Here is a 19348-nt window from a genome sequence, read left to right as displayed (position 1 = left end):
AAGGGGCGAGCATAGGCTGACGTTCGCCGATGCAACAGAGGCAATTCAAGTGAACACTCTCTGTGATGACAGGTGGTGGTGACGGGTGTCCGCACTGCGTCCCGGGCAGTGGTCGAGCGTGGCGTCGTCAAAGATCGGGCGTCGCCGGGTCGAGGGGGGTCACGTCAGCCTCGTCGCCGGTCCCGGGAGTGGGACATCGCGGCCTCATCCCGGCATCCGATGGGAGTTTTCGGCCGATCGACGAGCTGCTACGTCCGACGGGGTGCCCGGCCCGGATCCGGGCGAGGGTGCCCTCTGGTGGCCGGGTGAGGAGGTCGCTTTCCGCGTCATCCGCTACACCGAAGCGATCGTTCAGTCACGATCCGTGTTCACCTTCGCGGGGGAGTCCCGGGGCGCGATGGAGGCGACATGGCGCTGACCGGCCCCCCTGCGGCCGTCCCAGGTCGGGAGAACCCACCCGATCAGACACCCCGGCCGTCCGGCGGCGCGACAGAACCCGCCCGTCAGGCAGCACCCTCTCCGCATCGCGAACGACCGGCGAGAGGCGTCTCGGCTGCGGCTCGCGCCCGGGTCTCGACCGTGCTCGCGATCCTCGCGGTCAGCCCGCTGATGCGAATGGCTGCGCTGCGCTACGCCGTACCCCCGGGCATGCCCAGCCGGACCGGCTGCGACGCCTGCGGCGCGTCGGTCGGCCTGACCCGGCCCTGGCCGACGCTGGGTCCGGCCGCCAGGTGCGGTCGCTGCCGGGCCCGGGTCGGCCCGCCGCCGGGCACGGTCGAGCTGGCCGTGCTCGCCGCGATGGTGCTGCTGGCACTGGTCGGTCCGTCGGGTGGGGCGCTGCCGGCACTGGCCTGGTGGCTCGGCTGGACGATTCCGGCGGTCTTCGTCGACCTGGCCGTGCACCGGTTGCCGGATCGGCTCACCCTGCCAGCGGCAGCAGGAACCTGGCTGCTGCTCGGCGTGGCCGCGCTCGACGCGGAGCCGGGGCACTGGCTGAGGGCCGTCATCGCCGGCGCGGGGCTGGCGCTGTTCTTCGCCACCAGCACGTTGCTGCTCGGCCGTCGGGGCTTCGGGTTGGGCGACGCCAAGCTGGCGCTCAGCGTGGGGGCGCTGCTCGGCTGGTACGGCTGGCCGGTGCTGCTGCTCGGGCTGCTGCTTGCTTTCGGGCTGTCCGCCCTGGTCAGCCTGGGTCTGCTGGCCGCGCGTCGGGCCCGCTGGAGCACGCATCTGCCGTTCGGCCCGTTCCTGTTGCTCGGCACGGCGGGCGCGCTCCTGCTGGTCAGCTGACCGCCCACCCCGCCCCTCAAGATCGCGCTCGATCCAGGATCTAGTGGTGTTGGCCGTGCTGGAAGACAACTACAACCAGGATCGAGCGCGATCTTGTTCGCGGGACCCACGGCGGAGCGGGCGCGGCGGTCAGGGGCGGGAGCGGCTCGCCAGTTTGGCGACCGGCCGGCCGGCACGCTCGGCCCGGCGGCGCAGCACCTCACCCGCAGGGCGGGCCAGCAGTGGGGTTGCCACCACGGCGACCAGAGCGCCGAACAGCACGCCCACGATCACGTCATGCGGGTAGTGCAGGCCCACGAAGACCCGGGAGAAGGCGCCGAGCGCGGCCAGTGGCAGCGCGATCAGGCCGAGTCGGCGGGAGAGCAGCAGCGTGGTGACCGCCAGCGCGCCGGCCACGGTGGCGTGGTTGCTGGGAAACGACCAGTCGCCCGGGGGCGGGCAGGCGCCCGCGATGATCGCCCGGCCGACTGTCCGGCATGGGCGATCCTCGTCCACCACGGTCTTGAACCATTCGCTGCCCGCGTACGCCAGGAGGGCCGGCACCGGCGCGATCAGGGCGAGTGCCCGGTCGTGCGGGCCGCCGGACCGGCGGCTCAGCGCGGCCATCAGCAGCAGCGCGCCGAGCAGCAGGATCACCCCCTCGGTGGCGTGTCCGACGAACCACTGCACCGGCTCTGGGCTGGCGGCGGCGGCGTCGACAACGTCGCGGTACCACTCAACACTGATCTCCGGAACGTCCATGCTGCCGTTGTCGAGCATGCATCACCTCACATCACGTTCATACCCCGTTCACCCTGGGGACACCGTAGAAACAGGGCAGATGGCACCGCAGCAGTCGAAGGTCGGGCGGCCTTCATGACCTTCGTCCAGGGTTCGTACAGCGGGCTCTGCTTGGCTGGTCGCGGACGTCGGCATTCACAGGAGGCTTCGTGCAGACCAGTTCGGCCACCGACCAACCGCCGCCCGTTGCCGGTGCGGTGGAGGACGAGACCTGGCGAATTCGGCGTGCGGCGGCCGACCTGGACCGGCTCGGCGAGACCGAGTCGATCTTCGCGTTGGGTAACGGGTGGGTCGGCTGGCGCGGTGTCCTGGACGAGGGCGCGCCGTGCGGAATGCCGGGCAGTTACGTCAACGGCTTCCACGAGCGGCGCGAGCTGAGCTACCCCGAGGAGGGGTACGCGTTTCCGCAGGCCAGCGACACCGTCATCAGCGCGCCGAACGCCGCGCTGATCCGGCTCTGGGTCGACGACGAGCCGCTGGACATTCGCACCGGGACGCTGCGCAGCCACGAACGGGTGCTCGACCTGCGCACCGGAGTGCTGCGGCGGGAGACCGAGTGGATCTCACCTGCCGGGCGGGGGGTGCGCATCCGCAGCACCCGGTTGGTGTCCCTGCCGCGTCGCCCGGTGGCCGCCGTCCAGTACGAGGTCGAGCCGTTGGACGCCGCCGTCGAGTTGCGGGTCTGCTCGGATCTGCTGGCGAACGAGAAGGTGCCGGAGCGCTCGGACGACCCTCGGGCCGCCTCGGTGCCCACCGACCCGCTGACCGCCGAGGCATACAGTGCGGCCGGCCTCGACGGGGTGCTGGTGCACCGCACCGAGCGCAGCGGCCAGCGCGTCGCGGTCGCGGTCAGCCACCAGGTCGACGGGCCGGGCACGGTCACCACCACCGGGGACTGCACCCCGGACCGGGTACGGCTGACCGTGGCGGGTCGGCTGCATCCGGGGGAGCGGCTGCGGCTGACGAAGTTCGCCGCGTACGAGTGGTCGACGGTCGACGAGGCACCCGCCGACGAGTTGGCCGCCCTGGTCGCCGCCGAGGCGGACGCGGCCCGCGCGGACGGCTTCGACGCCCTGCTCACCGACCAGCGTGCCGCCCTGGACGCCGCCTGGCAGGTCGCCGACGTGCAGCTCGACGGCGACCCGGAACTCCAGCAGGCGGTGCGCTTCGCGATGTTCCACCTGATCCAGGCCGGCCGCCCGGATTCCGACCGGACCATCTCGGCCAAGGGGTTGACCGGCAACGGCTACGACGGGCACGTGCTCTGGGACACCGAGACCTACGTCCTGCCGGTTCTCACCTACCTGGCCCCGGCGGTGGCCCGTTCGGCGCTGAGCTGGCGACACGCCCACCTGCCCGAGGCCCGGGAGCGGGCCGCGGAGCTGCGGCTGACCGGCGCGACCTTCCCGTGGCGCACCATCGGTGGCCGGGAGTCCTCTGGCTACTGGCCGGCCGGCACCGCCGCGCTGCACGTCAACGCCGACATCGCCGACGCGGTGTTGCGCTACCTGGCTGCCACCGACGACCAGCGGTTCCTTGCCGAGGCGGGGCTGGAGCTGCTGGTGGAGACCGCCCGGCTCTGGCACGGCTTCGGCCACTGGTCGGCTACGGGCGACTTCCACCTGCACGGGGTGACCGGCCCGGACGAGTACGCCGCGCTGGTCGACGACAACGTCTTCACGAACCTGATGGCCAAGCGCAATCTTCGGGGCGCGGCGGACGCCGCCGAACGCCACCCCGACCCGGCCGGTCGGCTCGGCGTGGACCGCGACGAGATCGCCGGCTGGCGGGCCGCCGCCGATGCGGTCTTCGTCCCGTACGACCGCGAGCGCGGGGTACATCAGCAAGCCGCCGGGTTCACCGAGCAGCCCGAGTGGGACTTCGCGAACACGGGCGAGGACGACTACCCGCTGCTGCTGAACTACCCCTATCTGGAGCTGTACCGCAAGCAGGTGGTCAAGCAGAGCGACCTGGTGCTGGCCATGCAGCTCTGCCCGGGCGAGTTCACCGCCGACGAGAAGGCCCGCAACCTGGCCTACTACGAGGCCCGCACGGTCCGCGACTCGTCGCTGTCGGCCGCCCCGCAGGCGGTGCTGGCCGCCGAGGTGGGGCACCTGGATCTGGCGTACGACCTGTTCGCCGAGTCGGTGCTCCAGGACCTGGCTGACCTGGGAGACAAGACCGCCGACGGGCTGCACCTGGCCTCGCTGGCCGGCGCGTGGCTGGCGCTGGTGCAAGGCTTCGGCGGGCTGCGCGACGACCGGGGGGTGCTCTCCTTCGACCCCCGGCTGCCCCGGCGGATCGACCGGCTGGTGTTCAGCCTGCGCTGGCGCGACCACCGGCTACGGGTCACGTTGACCCCGGCCGAGGCCCGCTACGAGCTGCCCGACGCCGCCTCCGGCGCCGAGGTCGAGCTGTGGCACCACGGGGAGCGGTTGCGGGTCACGGGCGCCGAGCCGGTCACCCGGCCGATGCCGCAGGTGCCCGACCCCGGACCGGAGCCGCCCTCCCCACCCGGCCGCCGCCCCGCCCGCCGCTCAACGGGCTGACCCGGCGCGGCCGGCTCAGGGCTGACCCGTTCCGGCCGGCTCAGGTCGGGCCGGGTTCGCGGCAGCCGGGTCAGGCCGGCCCGGGACCGCCGGCCATCCGCTCGCGGACGGCCTCCAGCGCCTCGAAGGCGTACGCCCAGTTGTGGCACTTGAAGCTGCGCAGGCCGTCGATCGCGGTGTGGCAGTCGGCGCAGCGCACGCCGGCGATGGCATCCGGGATCTCGGTGTTGACGTACTTGCGTTCACCGAGGATGACCGTCGCGATCATGGCCTTGTCGTGCAGGCCGGAGAGCGCCGAGGAGACGATGTCGTACCAGGTGACCCGCCGGCCGCACTTCGGGCAGTCCGGTTCGTCGCCGCTGACCCAGAGCGGGGCGCCGATGCTGCGCGCCGGCATGCCGAGCAGTTTCTCCAGCCGCCGGACGTCCGACTCCGGGGTGGTCCAGCGGTGTCGGCCGGGCAGCGATGCGGGTGAGTCGTACACGGCGCGGAACAGATCGTGGTCGACCTGCACGGTTTCCCGCTGAGTGGTCATCGGCGTCCCTCCTCGTTGAGTCGGTGTCCCCACCGTGGTCAGCGATGACCATGGGTGCAGCCGGATCAACGACACGAGGGGTCAGCGGGTCGTCGCCATGGGGTGCTAGACATCGAGATCCGCCTCGCCGTCGAAGGGGCCCCTCATGACCGAGCAGCCGGCACCCGACGTCACCACCACACCCAACGTCGCCCGGATGTACGACTACTTCCTCGGTGGCAGCCACAACTTCGCCGCCGACCGGGCCGCCGCAGAACGGGTGCTGGAGATCTTCCCGGAGACCGGCGTCGCCGCCCAGACCAACCGGCACTTCCTGCGCCGAGCCGTCCGGTACGCCGCTGAGCAGGGCGTCCGGCAGTTCCTGGACATCGGGGCCGGGTTGCCCACCCAGGACTCCGTGCACGAGGTGGTGCAGGCGGTGGCACCCGATGCGAGGGTGGTCTACGTCGACTACGACGAGGTGGCCGTCGCGTACGCCAGGCAGTTGCTGACCGGCGTACCCGGCACGGCGGTCGTTCAGGGTGACCTGCGACGGCCGGACGAGTTGCTGGCCCACCCGGACGTGCGGGCCACCCTCGACCTGGACCGCCCGGTGGCGGTGCTGCTGCTCGCGGTGCTGCACTTCGTGTCGGACGACGACGACCCGTGGGCGGCGGTCGCCAAGCTGCGTGACGCCACCGTGCCGGGCAGTCACCTGGTGCTGTCCCATCTGACGTTGGACGGCATCCCGCCGGAGCTGGCCGAGCGTGGGCAGGCCGTCTATCGCAACAGCAGCGCCCCGCTGGTGCCCCGTACGCACGCCGAGGCGTCGCGCTTCTTCACCGGGTACGAGCTGGTGGAGCCCGGCCTGGTCGCCGCCACCCGGTGGCGGCCGGACGGCGAGCCGGAGGCCGTGGATTCGCACGGCTACGCCGGGGTTGGCGTCCGCCGCTGACCCGCTTTCGCCTCCAGCGGCGTTCCCGGGTGGTACGACGGACGCAGGGCGTGCGTGCCACCGGGAGGAGCGCCGATGGTGAGCAGGCCCCAGCGGCTGCTGCGGGGGAACGACTCGCCGCTCAGCGCCTCGTTCCTGGAGCTCTTCTTCGATCTGGCGTTCGTGCTCGCCCTCAGCCAGTTGGCCGGGCACCTGCTCCACGACCTCACTCTGGTCGGCGCGTTGCGGACCGCCCTGCTGTTGACCGGGATCTGGTGGATCTGGGTGACCACCACCTGGTTCGCCGACTGGTACGACCCGGAGAGTCCGGCGGTCCGAGGGCTGCTGGTCGGCGCCGCGCTGGGCAGCCTGCTGGCCGGGGTGGCGATCCCGCAGGCGCTGGATGGGCGGGGCCTGCTCTTCGCCGGCGCGTACGTCGCGGTCCACATCGCCCGGGGCGTGGTGACGGCCGTCGCGCTGCGCGGGCACCCGCGGCAGAGCCGGGCGGTGCGAATCCTCTGCTGGTTCAGCGTCTCCGCCGTACCGTGGCTGGCCGGCGGGTTCCTGCCGGAGTGGCGGGTGCCGCTCTGGGTGTTCGCCCTCGCGATCGACCTCATCGGCCCACGGCTCGGCTGGCCCACCCCGCTGATGGGTCGCGCCCGGCAACAGGAGCTGCACCTCTCCGGCGAGCATTTCGCCGAGCGGTACCAGCAAATCATGATCATTGCGCTCGGTGAACTCGTCCTGGTCGCCGGCCTGTCGTACTCGGGCACCCGCCTCCATTTCCCGGAGACCGCCGCCTTCCTGCTGGTCTTCCTCACTGCCGTGCTGATCGGGCTGCTCTACGTGACGCCCGCCGGCCTGCGCCTGGGCCCGGTCATCGAGCGCGCCGACCCGTCCCAGCTCGGCGTCATCACTGGATACCTGCACCTGGTGATGATCGCCGGGCTGGTGGTCACCGCGGTCGGGGCCGAGCTGAGCATCGCCCACCCCACCAGGACCGGTGACATGACCGCCGTCGTGGTCATCCTCAGCGGACCCGCGCTGTTCCTCCTCGGACGGATCCTCTTCTCGCTGGCGATCCACCGGCGAATCTCCTGGCCACGGGTGGTCGCCCTGTTCGTGCTGGCCGGCGCCGGGACCGCCCTGTGGCTGCCGCTGCTGGCGGTCAGCGCGATCGCCACCGGGGTGCTGCTCGTGGTGGTCCTCCTGGACCACGCCGGCATCTTCTCCTACCACCGCTCCCGATCTGGCGCGTAGCGGAGAAGCCTGACTAAAGTCAGGTATATGGATTCCGCGCTCATTGCCGCCGTGCGGCGGTTCAACCGGACGGTCACCCAACGGGTGGGTGCGCTCGACGACGAGTACATGGCCCAGGGTCGGCCCCTGGGGCAGGCCCGTCTGCTCTGGGAGATCGGTCCTGCCGGCGCCGAGGTCGCCGCGTTGCGGGCCCGGCTCGGCCTGGACTCGGGATACCTGAGCCGGCTCCTCCGCATCCTGGAGAACGACGGCCTGGTCACCGTGGGACCGGCCGACCAGGCCGGCGGTGATGCCCGGGTACGTACCGTCGCGCTCACCGCCGCCGGCCACACGGAATGGGCCCAACTCGACGAGCGGTCCGACGAACTCGCCGCCTCGATCCTCGAACCGCTCACCGAGCACCACCGCGAACGACTCGTCGCCGCCATGGCGGAGGTCGAACGGCTCCTCATCGGGTCGATGGTCGTCATCGAGCCATGCCCGCCGAGCGACCCACGGGCCCGAGCGTGCGTGCGTGCCTACGCCCGGGACGTCGCACGACGGTTCGACGACGGGTTCGACCCGGCACTGAGCAACCCCGTCCACGACGAGGCGCTCGTCCCGCCGGCCGGCGTGTTCCTGCTCGCCACCCTCAACACCGAACCGATCGGCTGCGGCGCGGTCAAACTGCACCCCGGCGCACCCGCCGAGATCAAACGCGTCTGGGTGGCCGACACCGTACGCGGGCTCGGCGTGGGGCGGCGGCTGCTGGGCGAGCTGGAACGGTACGCCGCCGAGCGTGGCGTGACCGCCGTCCGGCTGGACACCAACCGCAACCTCACCGAGGCGATCGCCCTGTACCGCGCGGCGGGGTATCGGGAGATCGAGCCGTACAACACCGAGCGTTACGCCCACCACTGGTTTGAGAAGCAGCTCAGGCAGTGAGGTGCTGTGCGGTGCCGGCGAACGATCGGATCAGTTCCGTCTCGTTGCCGGTGCGCCAGATCAGCCCCCATCGGGCCGGCAGGGCATCGCGGATGGGCACGTAGGCGATGTCTGGTCGCGCGTAGTAGCGGGCGGCCTGGGCGTGGACGGGCGAGACGGCTTCGCCCGTGGCGAGGATCGGGATCATCTCCTGAAAGTTGGAGACGGACGGGCCGATGCGGATCAGACGCCCGCTGGGCGTGCGGAGGGGCACCAGGATCTCCCGCCAGTAGTCGGGCCGCGCCCCACCCATGACCGTCTCGTCCGCCAGATCCTCGTAGGAGACCGACTCTCGGCTGGCCAGCGGATGGCCTGCCCCAACTGCCAGCACGATGGGTTCGGTGTAGATGACCGGGCCGACGGTGAGGTCCGGCTCCTTGACGGGCAGCCACACGATCTGCACGTCGATGTCGCCGGCGCGCAGCCGACCGAAGGGGTCGCCGAAGTCGACATGCCGGAGCTGCACCTCGCACTCGGGGTGATCCTTTGCGAACCCGTCGAACAACTCGCGGAAATCGTGGAGGTTGACGGCGATGGACCCGACCCGCAGCACCCCGGTCTTGCCGCGGGCGGCGAGCCTGGCCCGCTCCATGCCCTCGCACAGACCTCGGTACATGGGCTGAATGTCGTCGAAGAGTCGTTGACCGATCGGTGTCAGTGCCACCTGCCGGTTGTTCCGCTCGAACAGCGCAGCGCCGATCCGACGTTCCTGCGTCTTGATCGCCTGGCTGACCCGGGCCTGGGTCACGTGCAGCCGCTCGGCGGTGCGGGTGAAGTGCAGTTCCTCCGCCAGGGTCAGGAAGATTTCGATGTCGCGGAGTTCCATCACGGTTCCCGATCCAGGTATTAGCGAGGGGTTATGACATGGTGCCAGGTGTGATCTTGTAGGCCGGGGCCTCGCCGGGCAGGCTGATGGACGTCGGAGCGGAACAGCAGCCGGCACCCTGAGCGAGGAGATCGTCGTGCGCAAGCTCGTGTATTACATCGCCGCCACCCTGGACGGGTTCATCGCCGGTCCCGACGGCGCCGACCCCACCGGCCCGGACGGCTTCTGGCCCATCCCGGACGACTACCTGCACCACCTCGTCAGTGAGTATCCGGAGACCCTGCCCGGTCCGGCCCGGCAGGCGTTCGGCATCACCGACCAGGGCAGCCGGTTCGACACCGTGCTGGAGGGGCGCCACTCCTACGAGGTGGGCCTGAAGGCCGGCGTGACCGACGCGTACCCGCACCTTCGCCACCTGGTGTTCTCCCGCACGCTGGGTGGCAGCCCGGACCCGGCCGTGGAGGTCATCGCCGAGGACCCCATTGCCACGGTACGAGAGCTGAAGCGCCACGACGGCAAGGACGTCTGGGTGATTGGCGGCGGTGCCCTGGCCGGTGCCCTCTACCCCGAGATCGACCAGCTGATCATCAAGCTGGCCCCGTTGACCATCGGCGCCGGCATCCCGCTCTTCGGCCGCGACGCGGTCTTCGCACCACGCACCTGGCGCCTGACCGACCACACCGTTCTGGACAGTGGCGCTCTCTTCCTCACCTACACGCGCGCCCAGACCGGAAACGAGTCCGCATGAGCACATCCCCCGACACCGTCACGATCCGTCCCATCACCGGGTCGGACGAGATTCCCCTGTTCAACCGCCTGCCGTACACCATCAACCACGAGCTCGACGACGACCTTGCCGACAAGCGCCGCCGACCGGAGTGGATGTGGGTGGCCCTGCGCGGCGACCACCTGCTGGCCAGGGTCGCCTGGTGGGGCCGCGACGACGACGCCGCTCCGCTGCTGCTGGACATCCTCGACGTCGACGACGGCGCCGAAGACCTGACCGAGGTGGCGCAGGCGTTGTACGAGACCGCCGCGAAGCAGGTCCTGGCACCCGGCGCGGTCCCTCCCGAATACGGTCGCTTCATCCCAGCCGACTGGCGCGAGGACCCGGACACGTACCGGGCGGTGCGTACCAGGATGGGTGTCCTCGAGCGCACCGGCGCACGCCTGACTGTCGAACGGCTACGGCTGGAGTGGCGCCCAGCGGCCGGCCTGCCCACGCCCGACCAACGACTGGCCTTCCGCCCGGCCCTGGACACCGACGAACTGGTCGCGCTGATGACCCGTGCCCTGGACGGGACCCTGGACGCACACAGCCGTGCCGACCTGGCGCAGATGTCGCCCCACGAGGTTGCGCTCAGGCACTACGAGCAGGAACTCGCCACGTACTCCAGCCCTCGTGAGTGGTGGCGCATCGGCACGTTGGGCGAGAACGGCGAGCAGGTCGGGTTCGTCATTCCGGCGCGCAACGCCTACCACCCGGTGATCGCCTATATCGGTGTCGTCCCCGAACACCGGGGCCACGGGTACGTCGACGGCCTCCTCGCCGAAGGCACCCGAACCCTGGCCGCGGAGGACGTCCCACGCATCCGCGCGGCCACCGACCTGGGCAACGTACCCATGGCCAAGGCCTTCGCCCGCGCCGGTTACGTCAACTTCGAGCGGGCCATCAACATGGCCTGGGAGTGAGCGGCGGCCAGCAGCCCGGCACCTGTTCCCCCTCCCGGCGAGGTGAAGGTGCGCGACGACTCGGAGGCCATGCGACCACGGCTGCCCGCATGCCGGGCCGCTGGTGCCCGATCGGCACCAGCGGCCCGTCGGTTCGCTTGATCAGCCCTTCACCGCGCCTGCGGTGAGCCCTTCGGTCAGGAAGCGCTGCCCGAAGGCGTACATGACGACCACGGGGATGCTGACGAGCAGCGACGCTGCGGCGAGCTGTCCCTGCGGCACGACGTCTCCGGCGATCATCGATTGCATCCCCACGGGGAGCGTCTTGTACTCGTCCTTTGTGATGAACACGAAGGCGAAGAGGAATTCGTTCCAGGCATTGGTCAGGGTGAAGAGCGCGACCGCCAGCAACCCTGGCTTGGCCAGCGGCAGCACCACCCGGCCGAACGCCTGGACGCGGGTGCAACCGTCGACCAGCGCGGCCTCCTCCAGTTCGACGGGGATCGACGAGAAGTACCCCACCAGCAGCCAGGTGGCGAACGGAAGCGTGAAGGTCGGGTACGTCACCACCAGAGACCACAACGAGTCGGTGATCCGCGCGCCGATGAGCATCTGGTACAACGGGATGAACAGCAGCGCGCCCGGCATCACGTAGGTGAGCAGCACCGTGACGGTAAAGCCCTGCGCCCCGCGGAATCGCAGCCGGGCCAGCGCGTAGCCCGCCAGGGCGGCGCAGACCAGTGCCACTGCGGTGGACGCCGCGGACACCAGCAGAGTGTTGAGGTACCAGCGGCCGAACGGTTGGTTGGCGAACAGGGCACCGAACTGCTCCAGGGTCCACGGCGTTGGCCACAGGTCGTCGGTGCGCATGACGACCTGGCCCTCGGACTTGAAGGCCGTGACGGCGATCCAGTACAGCGGGCCCAGTGTGAAGACGAGCAACCCGGCCAGCGCGACACCGGACCCCAGGCCCGACACCAGGGACGACGCCCGGCGACCGCCCCGGGACTGGAGGCCCGAGACCACCCGGCCGACCGCCGCCGCGATCAGCAGAATCACCCCGAGGACCACCGCGGCCTTCCAGAAGATCTCTGGCGATGCCCAGAAGAGCAGAGCGGTGACCCCTACGGCGATGACCCACGGGAGCGCCTTCCGCGCCGTCCCGGCCCACCGCCGCGCCCCGATCCACCACGCTGCCCGGCGTCGCCGGGGCAGTCTGATGCCGGTGTCCTGGCGCAACAACCGGACCAGGACGAACACCAGCCCGCCGATGATCGGCAGCATGACGAGCGTGACCGCCGCCCCCGCGCCGTACTGCAGCTGCAAGATCGCCTTTGAATAGGCGACGAGCACGTACGGCGCGGTCACGTCGCCCGGGCCGCCCTGCGTCAGCAACCAGACGAGGTCGAAGTTGTTGAACGTCCAGATCGACGACAGGGTCACCGTCACGGTGATCACGTGGCGCAGTCCGGGCAGCGTCACGTGGGTGAACCGCTGCAACGACGACGCGCCGTCGATGGTTGCCGCCTCGTACAGGTCCGCCGGGATGGCCTTCAACCCCGCGAGGAAACACACGGTGAAGAATGGCACCCCCTTCCAGACGTTGACGAGGATCACCGACGGCATGGCCAGCGACGGGTCGGACAGCCAGCCGGCGGGCCAGCTGTCGACCAGGTGGGCGCTGGCCAGCAGCGGCCCGATCCCCGAGGCGGTGAGCAGGGTGTTGACGCTGCCGAAGATCGGGTCGAGCAGCGCGCGCCAGCTGAACGCCGTCACCACCGTCGGCACCACCCACGGCACGAGGAGCAGCCCGGTCAGCACGGCCCGCCCACGACGCCGCTGGTGCAGCAGCAGGGCCGCGGACAGCCCCAACACCACCTTGAAAATCTCGGCGTACGCGGTGAAGACGAAGGAGTTCACCACGCCTGTGTGGAACTGCTCGTCGCCGACGAGGGCGAGATAGTTGTCCAGGCCGACGAACACGGTGTCCTGCCCGTGCCGTTCCGTGGTGCTGGTGAGGATCGACCGGGCGATCGGCACGAGAACGAGACTGCCGACCAGCACGGCCATGGGTGCGAGGAACAGTGCGGCCAGCCGCCAGTCACGACCCAGCCGTCGCTGGGTCGCTGTGAGAGAGCCGGGTCCCGACGGCGGGGAAATCCTCGCCGTCGGGACCCGCGCAGGATGGACCGATTTCACTGCGGCAGCCCCTGCTGGTTGAAGATCTGCACCGTCTTCGCGTGGGCGGCCGTCACGGCCTGCGCCGGCGCCGTTCCCTGAACGACCTGCTGCATCATGTCGGTGAGGACGTAGGCCGCGGCGGTGGCCTGCTGGCCCGCGCTTGCCTTCTGCGGGAAGGCCAGGCCGTTCTTCGTGTTCAGCGGCAGCGACAGCTGGGTGATCTTGCGCAGCATGGGGAACGCCGGGTCGCCGCTGGTGAAGAACGGGTCGGCGTCCCAGACCTTCTCCCAGGCGGGCATGACGAGGCCGGGTGCCTCCTTCGCCACCCCGAGCAGCGCGGGCGCGCTGACCAGGTACTGCGCCAGGAGCTTGGCGAGCGCGGGGTTCTTGGCGCCCTTGAAGACAACGAAACCTTGCGACTGGCCGAGCAGCAGGGGGTTGGCGGTCGCCGGGCCGATGCAGTCGGAGAACACGTGGGTGTTCGCGTAGACCGGGTTCTTCTTGGTCCGGGAGTCCGCGTAGACGCTGAACTGGTTGCGGGTGTAGCCGAGGACCCCCGCGAGCCAGTTCTCGTTGTTGCTGGTGTCGGTCCAGCTGGCCACCCCCGGCGGCAGCATCGGCTTGTACTTGGGATTGGTGTAGATATCGCCCAGGAAGGTCACCGCCTGCACCGTCTCGGGGGAGTTGAACGTGACCTTCCTGCCATCGTTGGAGGCGATCGACCCGCCATAGGCGTTGATCAGTGCCTCGATCATGCCGTTGGCGTCACCGGACCGATTCACCGTCATGCCCCAGCCGAACCGACGTTTGGTCGGATCGGAGATCTCCAGGCACAGATCCCGCAGCTCCTCCCAGCTGTAGATGTCCTTGGGGGCGATGCCCTTGTCCTGCATCCAGTCCTTGCGCAGGAACGACCCGATCCCGATGAAGTGGTAGGGGATTGCGAACCACTTGCCGTCGAAGACGCAGAAGTTCTTGGCCTCAGCGCAGGGTTCGCCGTACTTGGCCGTCAGCGCCTTGACGACGTCCGTCACGTCCTCCAGGTCACCCAGCGCCTGGAACTGTGCGACGAACCGTGAGTCGGTCATGAACGCCAGGTCGCGCGCCACACCGCCCTTGACCTCGGCGTCGATCTTGGCCACCACATCACCGGCGTCGGCCTGGACCAGACTGTTCTCGATCTTCGTCCCGGTGGTGTCGGCGAACTTCTTGATCGAGCTGTCGAGGGCGTCGTTCGCCGCCGTCGAATACAGCTTCTGGGACAGCATCCCCATCGAGGAGCCCTTCATCGCCGCCGCGGCGTCGATCAGCTCCTGCGGAACCTCCGGCTGCACCCTGGTGGGCGATTCGGAGTCGCCCCCACACGCCGCCAGACCGGTTGCACCGAGGACCCCCACCCCCATCCCCAGAAAGCCGCGCCGAGACCACATCGGGTTGTCCTTCATGGATATTCGCCTCCTTTTGTCCCGGCGTCGCTGCACACCGAAGGCGTACTGGGCGAACACCGAGGTCCTCGTGCTTCAGGTGTGGATCGATGCGGGCGACGTGTCCGTGGTCGCCTGCATCCCTCGATGCGTTCACGTGAATCCATCGAATGCATCGCGGCCTTGGCCTCGACGAACAGCGTCGAAAGGCCGAGGCACGGATGTCATGGCGGTGAGTTTGCGAACCGTGCGAGTCCGGTCGGCGCGTCCCAAGAATCCGAGCGAGCCTCGCGAGAGAAGCCCGTGCCGCTCGCTGGGTGGTGCGACAAGCACGGGGCAGTCGACGATCGGGCTGAGAATGCGGCGCTGAGGTTCCACTTCGGTCGGACCACGGAGGACCACCGCCGTTCGAGATTTCGAACTGAGTTCGAGATACCGTATCGAGTGGTCGCGACGCTAGAGCAACACCCTGAGAGGTGTCAATGTTTCGATGTTGTTTCGGTCCGAAACGGCGAGCCGACTATCGCGGCTGGGCCCGGTAGCCCATCCGGGCGGACAGCGTGGCCGCGCCCTCGCGCACCAGCCCCGTCCACTCCGTGTGCGCCTGAGGGGTCCAGCGAATGATCGGCGCGGACAGGCTCATGCCAGCGATGATTGCGCCGGAGTGGTCTCTGACCGCCGCAGCGACGCAGCGCATGGCGGTGTCAGACTCGCCGATGTCGACCGCGACGCTCTCCGCCCGGACACGTTCGAGATGTGCACGCAGGCGGTCCGGGTCGGTGATGCTGTCCGGCGTCATGCCGGGCAGGGGGCCTTTCAGGACGGCGTCCAGGCTCGCCTGGTCGAGGCCCGACAGCAGTACCTTGCCGACCGCCGTGCAGTGGGCCGGCAGCCGCCGCCCGACCGCAGAGACCATCCGGACGGGATGTGTGCTGTCGAACTTCACGAGATAGATGACATCGGGGCCGTCGAGCACGGCCACGTGGACCGCCTCGTCGCATGCGGCGGCCACGTCCCGTGCGACGCTCTGCGCCTCGCGGACCAGGTCAAGCCGGCCGGCGAACGCCGCGCCGAGCTGGAACAGCGGCATGCCGAGCCGATACTGCACCGGCTGGCCCGGGACGGAGATCAGGTACGAGCGAGCTTCGAGCGTGACGAGCAGCTCGTGGACGGTGGTGCGGGGGAGGTCGAGCCGCTCCATCACCTGGCGGGCCGACAGTTGGGGGCGGTCCAGGAACAGTTCGAGGATGTCGAGTGCGCGGATGACCGCGGATACCACACGAGGCATGTCGATAGTCCCTTCGAAATGCCGGACTCGTGTCAACGATCTCCACGTGGGCCAGCTTTTGAAGAGGATAACTGCGTCAGCCCCCGGCGCCAGGGTCCGGACTCATCGTCGATCAGAGCGGCCTCGATGCGGTCAAAAACGGGGCATATCCCCGCATGTTGGCCCTTTTTCGCAACCGGTCATTGCCCTTCGTTCTGCGGCCGCCCCTTGAGCTCCCGCTTTCCGCGCCAGCCGCAGGCTGTGTTGTGTGAGCCGGCAGACGGTCGAGGGCTGGCCGAGATCGCCGCGCCAAGTTCTAGCTGATGCACGAATCCTCCACCTGGGTGCGGCCCCTGACCAGCAGAAATACGGTCAAGGGCTTCGCCGAGTCAGGAGGCATCGCTTACGAGGTCTGCGCCTAGCCTGCAGATGTCTGTCCACGTGCGCGACCTCAAATGGTCGTCCCCACTGACGCTCCGGGTCTCGGTTGGTCCATGCCGGTTGCTGTCGGCGTTGCTGTCCATCTGGTGGGGTCTGTGTATGGTCCGTCGATGGTCTTTGTGAACTCCTGTCATCGGCGCGGCTTGCCATGACGCCGATATCGCGGTGGCCCGTCCTCGCGCCGGCAGTCGCGGTCGGGGTGCTGGTGCTCGGTCTTACGCTCAACGCCGCAACGATCATCTACGACCTTACGAATTACGACGTCGCGTACTACGTGCCTCCAGGGGAGGCATCCAACCGGAACGGTCTTGCAGACCTCGGCATTCAAGTCGTCAACCAACTGGCCTTGGTTCTGTCCGGCCTGGCCGTGGCTGGCCTGCTCCTGTCTATGGCAGGGCTCCTGCGCAGCAGGACGTGGGCACATGTGACGACCCTCCTCCTGGCTGTTCCATTCGCTCTTTGCTGTGGCCTGACGTTCATTGGCGATCCGGGCTCCGCCACCGGGAAACCGGGACATACCTGGGCGCCGACCTGGGTTCGCATCGGTGACGCGCTGGCACTACCCCTGGTTGTGGGCGCGGCAACCGTCGTCGTGATCCTGCTGTTTGTCCCGGCGGTGCACCGGCGCTTCCACCCGTCCGGTCGGCAGCACGACCCGCGAGGGCTTCGTCATCACGAATAGCTGAACCGTTGCTGGCCTGCGTTTGTAGGCCGACTCCTTGCGGAGTGTGACCTCTTCGGCAGCGGCCAGCCCACCCCAACGAGCTTTCCTTGGTACACGATCTCGATCCTCAGTGATGCGCTCGGTCTGTCGACCTACGTCGTTCGAGAGTCGCGTCCGCGGCTCTACGTGCTCGCCGCCGCCGTCGTCTTCGCCGTCGTGGGCGTGACTGGCATCTTCCTCTCGGACTAGGCGGCACTGATGACGCTGCCGTCGAGCCGCAAGCGCTGGTCGGCTTCGCCCGCCAGGTCGACCGCGCCGCCCCCTCAACCGACTCGCCTGTCTGCTGGAGAACTCTGCGCCCAAGCTGCGGGCCACCGCCGACTACTACGGCACGACAGAACTGGCCAAAGCCGAGCGCCTGGACCGCGCCGTGCCGCAAGCAGGTGACCGTTGCATCAGACTCCTCGAACTGGAACTCGCGAACAACCTCTGCGCTTCGGCGAACTTCGTCGACGTCCGCGACGTCCGCGACGTCCGCGGCCAACTCGACAACCCCGGTAGAGTGACGCCTCGCTACAAGATCTGTGCATCGCGTACGGACACATCCGGGACCGATCGGCGCCGGCCCCGATCGGGCGAACGGGCCGGTCCAGTGAGGGTCGTTGACCTGCGTGTGCGTGGGCCGCCAGGGACTCGAACCCTGAACCTATGGATTAAAAGTCCACAGCTCTGCCATTGAGCTAGCGGCCCGCGCGCTCAGGTTACCCGACGGTCAGCGCCGACGACTCTCGGCTTCCGGCTGGCCGTCGATGCGTGCTGCTGGCCGCGCTCGCCGCGCCTGATCATCACCAGATCGGCGACCCGGCGGTGTCCAGCGCGTTGGATACCGCCGGGTCGGGGATGTGGAGTGGATCAAGCGATGTGGGGCGGCGGTGCATGGGTGCGGGCGGGTGGGGAACCGGGATGGGCATGAGATCGAGCAGCACCCCGGCCGTGGCGGCGTCCGGGGAGGAGATCGGGCCTGATGGCGTACGCCAGCCGGGTGGTGAGGTGCATGCCTGGCTGCCCGGTCAGAACCAGACCGTCTGCGGCCTGGCCCTGAGTCGGACCAGGTTGCGCCGTTTTCCGCACGTGAGCTTCGACTACTCGGGCACTGACGTGCTCACCGAGACGGACGCGGTCGGCTGGATCTGCCCGCGTTGCCTGGCCGCCACGACTGGCCGGCGGGGGAAGGAGAAGCACGGCTGGGTCCGGGACTCACCTCGCCCTTGATCGACTTGGGTTCCGGAAGTCGGGCTGTCCTGCCCACGCGCGGATATACCGACTTCCCGGATGATGAGTGGATCAAGGCGCGAACCGTAGGGCGCGTGGTCTGCGCAAGCGAGCCGGGTGGGCGATTGAGCTGCGGCTGGGCGGGTACGGGGTCGGGCATGCGGATCGTGGTGGTGGGGGCGAGCGGCAACGTCGGTACGGCGGTGCTGCGGCGGCTGCGCCGGGAGCGGGGCGTGGAGTTGGCCGGGGTCGTCCGGCGGCTGCCCGGCCCGGATGCCGGGGAGCCGTACGACCAGGTGGAGTGGCACTCCTGCGACATCGGCGCACCGGGCGCGGCGGGGCAGCTCACCGAGGTGTTCGCGGGTGCGGACGCGGTGGTGCACCTGGCCTGGCAGATTCAGCCCAGCCACGACCAGCGGGTGCTACGCCGGACCAACGTCGATGGCAGTCGGGCGGTGTTCGACGCGGTGATCCGGGCTGGTGTGCCGGCGCTGGTGTACGCGTCCTCGGTCGGTGCCTACGCGTCCGGCCCGAAGGACCACCCGATCAGCGAGCGGTGGCCGGCGACCGGAGTGGCCGGCTCGTCGTACAGCGAGCACAAGGCGGAGGTCGAGGCGCTGCTGGACGGGGTCGAGCGGGATCACCCGACGCTGCGGGTGGTGCGGCTGCGACCCGGGTTGATCTTCCAGCGGGCCGCAGGCGTGGAGATCACCCGCTACTTCCTCGGCCCGCTCGCACCGGTGCGGCTGCTGCGCTTCGGCCGGATCCCGCTGGTGCCGACGAACCGCCGGCTGCGGATGCAGGCGGTGCACGCCGACGACGTGGCTGACGCGTACGCCAGGGCGGTGTTGGGTGATGCGCGCGGCGCTTTCAACGTCGCCGCGGACCCGGTGCTCACTCCGGAGCTGGTGGCCCGGCACTTCCACGGTTGGACGGTGCCGGTCGCCGCGCCGGTGCTGCGGGTTGCGGCGGCGCTGACCTGGCGGGCGCGGCTGCAGCCGGTCGACGCTGGCTGGGTGGAGCTGGGCCTGAACGCCCCGCTGATGTCCAGCGAGCGCGCGGAGACGGAGCTGGGCTGGCAGCCCAAGATCAGCGCACTCACCGCGCTCAAGGAGCTCTTCGTCGGCATGGCCGACGGCGATCACACGGGAAGCCCGCCCCTCTCCGGCGCACGCGATCTGCCGGGCCGCCCCGCAGCCCTCCTCCAAGCCCGCCCCCCAGGCCAGGGAAACCCCTACTAGGCCTCGGTGATCAAGAGATTTCGGTCAGAAAACGGGCTCCCAGTGACCGAAACCTCTTGATCACCGGCGCGGAC

Annotated in this window: 16 protein-coding genes and 1 tRNA gene; 10 read left to right on the top strand and 7 right to left on the bottom strand. The window is 69.6% G+C overall.

Annotation, left to right across the window (positions count from 1 at the left end; genetic code table 11):
- The first annotated feature begins 609 nt into the window (after window positions 1-609).
- Window positions 610-1287 carry an A24 family peptidase gene (locus ABZT18_RS16070; RefSeq protein ID WP_354993118.1) on the top strand — a complete coding sequence of 226 codons (678 nt, stop codon included), beginning with the start codon at window positions 610-612 and terminating at the stop codon, window positions 1285-1287.
- Window positions 1288-1416: 129 nt separating this feature from the next.
- Here the strand turns inward: ABZT18_RS16070 and ABZT18_RS16065 are convergent, their stop codons facing one another.
- Complete coding sequence (locus ABZT18_RS16065; protein WP_354992785.1) at window positions 1417-2046, bottom strand: phosphatase PAP2 family protein; 630 nt, start codon at window positions 2044-2046, stop codon at window positions 1417-1419.
- Between the two features lie 170 nt (window positions 2047-2216).
- Between ABZT18_RS16065 and ABZT18_RS16060 the strand changes: the two genes are divergently transcribed.
- Window positions 2217-4616 (top strand): glycosyl hydrolase family 65 protein, encoded by a 2400-nt coding sequence (locus tag ABZT18_RS16060; protein WP_354992784.1) that lies wholly within the window; start codon window positions 2217-2219, stop codon window positions 4614-4616.
- Between the two features lie 70 nt (window positions 4617-4686).
- Here the strand turns inward: ABZT18_RS16060 and ABZT18_RS16055 are convergent, their stop codons facing one another.
- Window positions 4687-5151 (bottom strand): hypothetical protein, encoded by a 465-nt coding sequence (locus ABZT18_RS16055; protein WP_354992783.1) that lies wholly within the window; start codon window positions 5149-5151, stop codon window positions 4687-4689.
- Window positions 5152-5296: 145 nt separating this feature from the next.
- Here ABZT18_RS16055 and ABZT18_RS16050 point away from each other — a divergent pair, with 145 nt between their 5' ends.
- The 3 genes from ABZT18_RS16050 (at window position 5297) to ABZT18_RS16040 (ending at window position 8248) form a co-directional block, all read left to right on the top strand.
- On the top strand, window positions 5297-6085 hold the full coding sequence (locus ABZT18_RS16050; protein ID WP_354992782.1) for an SAM-dependent methyltransferase: 789 nt from the start codon (window positions 5297-5299) through the stop codon (window positions 6083-6085).
- Between the two features lie 75 nt (window positions 6086-6160).
- Complete coding sequence (locus tag ABZT18_RS16045; protein WP_354992781.1) at window positions 6161-7324, top strand: low temperature requirement protein A; 1164 nt, start codon at window positions 6161-6163, stop codon at window positions 7322-7324.
- A gap of 27 nt (window positions 7325-7351) precedes the next feature.
- Window positions 7352-8248, top strand: a complete 897-nt coding sequence (locus ABZT18_RS16040) for a helix-turn-helix domain-containing GNAT family N-acetyltransferase (protein ID WP_354992780.1) — start codon at window positions 7352-7354, stop codon at window positions 8246-8248.
- On the opposite strand, the gene ABZT18_RS16035 is transcribed toward ABZT18_RS16040, so the two are convergent.
- Window positions 8238-9113, bottom strand: a complete 876-nt coding sequence (locus ABZT18_RS16035) for a LysR family transcriptional regulator (protein WP_354992779.1) — start codon at window positions 9111-9113, stop codon at window positions 8238-8240. The genes ABZT18_RS16040 and ABZT18_RS16035 overlap by 11 nt on opposite strands.
- Window positions 9114-9249: 136 nt before the next feature.
- Here ABZT18_RS16035 and ABZT18_RS16030 point away from each other — a divergent pair, with 136 nt between their 5' ends.
- Both ABZT18_RS16030 and ABZT18_RS16025 read left to right on the top strand, forming a co-directional pair.
- Window positions 9250-9861, top strand: a complete 612-nt coding sequence (locus ABZT18_RS16030; RefSeq protein ID WP_354992778.1) for a dihydrofolate reductase family protein — start codon at window positions 9250-9252, stop codon at window positions 9859-9861.
- Entirely contained in the window at window positions 9858-10805 is a 948-nt protein-coding gene (locus ABZT18_RS16025) for a GNAT family N-acetyltransferase (RefSeq protein ID WP_354992777.1), read from the top strand. Before ABZT18_RS16030 ends, ABZT18_RS16025 begins: the two co-directional genes overlap by 4 nt.
- 141 nt (window positions 10806-10946) lie before the next feature.
- On the opposite strand, the gene ABZT18_RS16020 is transcribed toward ABZT18_RS16025, so the two are convergent.
- From ABZT18_RS16020 to ABZT18_RS16010, 3 genes are all read right to left on the bottom strand, one after another.
- Window positions 10947-12854 (bottom strand): ABC transporter permease subunit, encoded by a 1908-nt coding sequence (locus ABZT18_RS16020; protein WP_354992776.1) that lies wholly within the window; start codon window positions 12852-12854, stop codon window positions 10947-10949.
- Between the two features lie 125 nt (window positions 12855-12979).
- Entirely contained in the window at window positions 12980-14410 is a 1431-nt protein-coding gene (locus ABZT18_RS16015; protein WP_354992775.1) for an extracellular solute-binding protein, read from the bottom strand.
- 499 nt (window positions 14411-14909) lie between these two features.
- Window positions 14910-15713: an IclR family transcriptional regulator gene (locus tag ABZT18_RS16010; protein ID WP_354992774.1), complete on the bottom strand. Its 804-nt coding sequence runs from the start codon at window positions 15711-15713 to the stop codon at window positions 14910-14912.
- A 583-nt stretch (window positions 15714-16296) separates the two neighbouring features.
- Here ABZT18_RS16010 and ABZT18_RS16005 point away from each other — a divergent pair.
- A complete protein-coding gene (locus ABZT18_RS16005; protein ID WP_354992773.1) occupies window positions 16297-16779 on the top strand; it encodes a hypothetical protein in 483 nt (160 codons plus the stop codon).
- Between the two features lie 660 nt (window positions 16780-17439).
- Here ABZT18_RS16005 and ABZT18_RS16000 read toward each other — a convergent pair.
- A tRNA-Lys gene (locus ABZT18_RS16000) sits at window positions 17440-17511 on the bottom strand.
- 219 nt (window positions 17512-17730) lie between these two features.
- Here ABZT18_RS16000 and ABZT18_RS15995 point away from each other — a divergent pair.
- On the top strand, window positions 17731-18033 hold the full coding sequence (locus ABZT18_RS15995; protein ID WP_354992772.1) for a hypothetical protein: 303 nt from the start codon (window positions 17731-17733) through the stop codon (window positions 18031-18033).
- 158 nt (window positions 18034-18191) lie between these two features.
- Complete coding sequence (locus tag ABZT18_RS15990; protein ID WP_354992771.1) at window positions 18192-19274, top strand: NAD-dependent epimerase/dehydratase family protein; 1083 nt, start codon at window positions 18192-18194, stop codon at window positions 19272-19274.
- Window positions 19275-19348 lie beyond the last annotated feature (74 nt).

This window comes from Micromonospora sp. NPDC005291 (assembly GCF_040607415.1).
Taxonomy (GTDB): domain Bacteria; phylum Actinomycetota; class Actinomycetes; order Mycobacteriales; family Micromonosporaceae; genus Micromonospora.
This window is presented reverse-complemented; position numbering and strand designations above follow the sequence as displayed.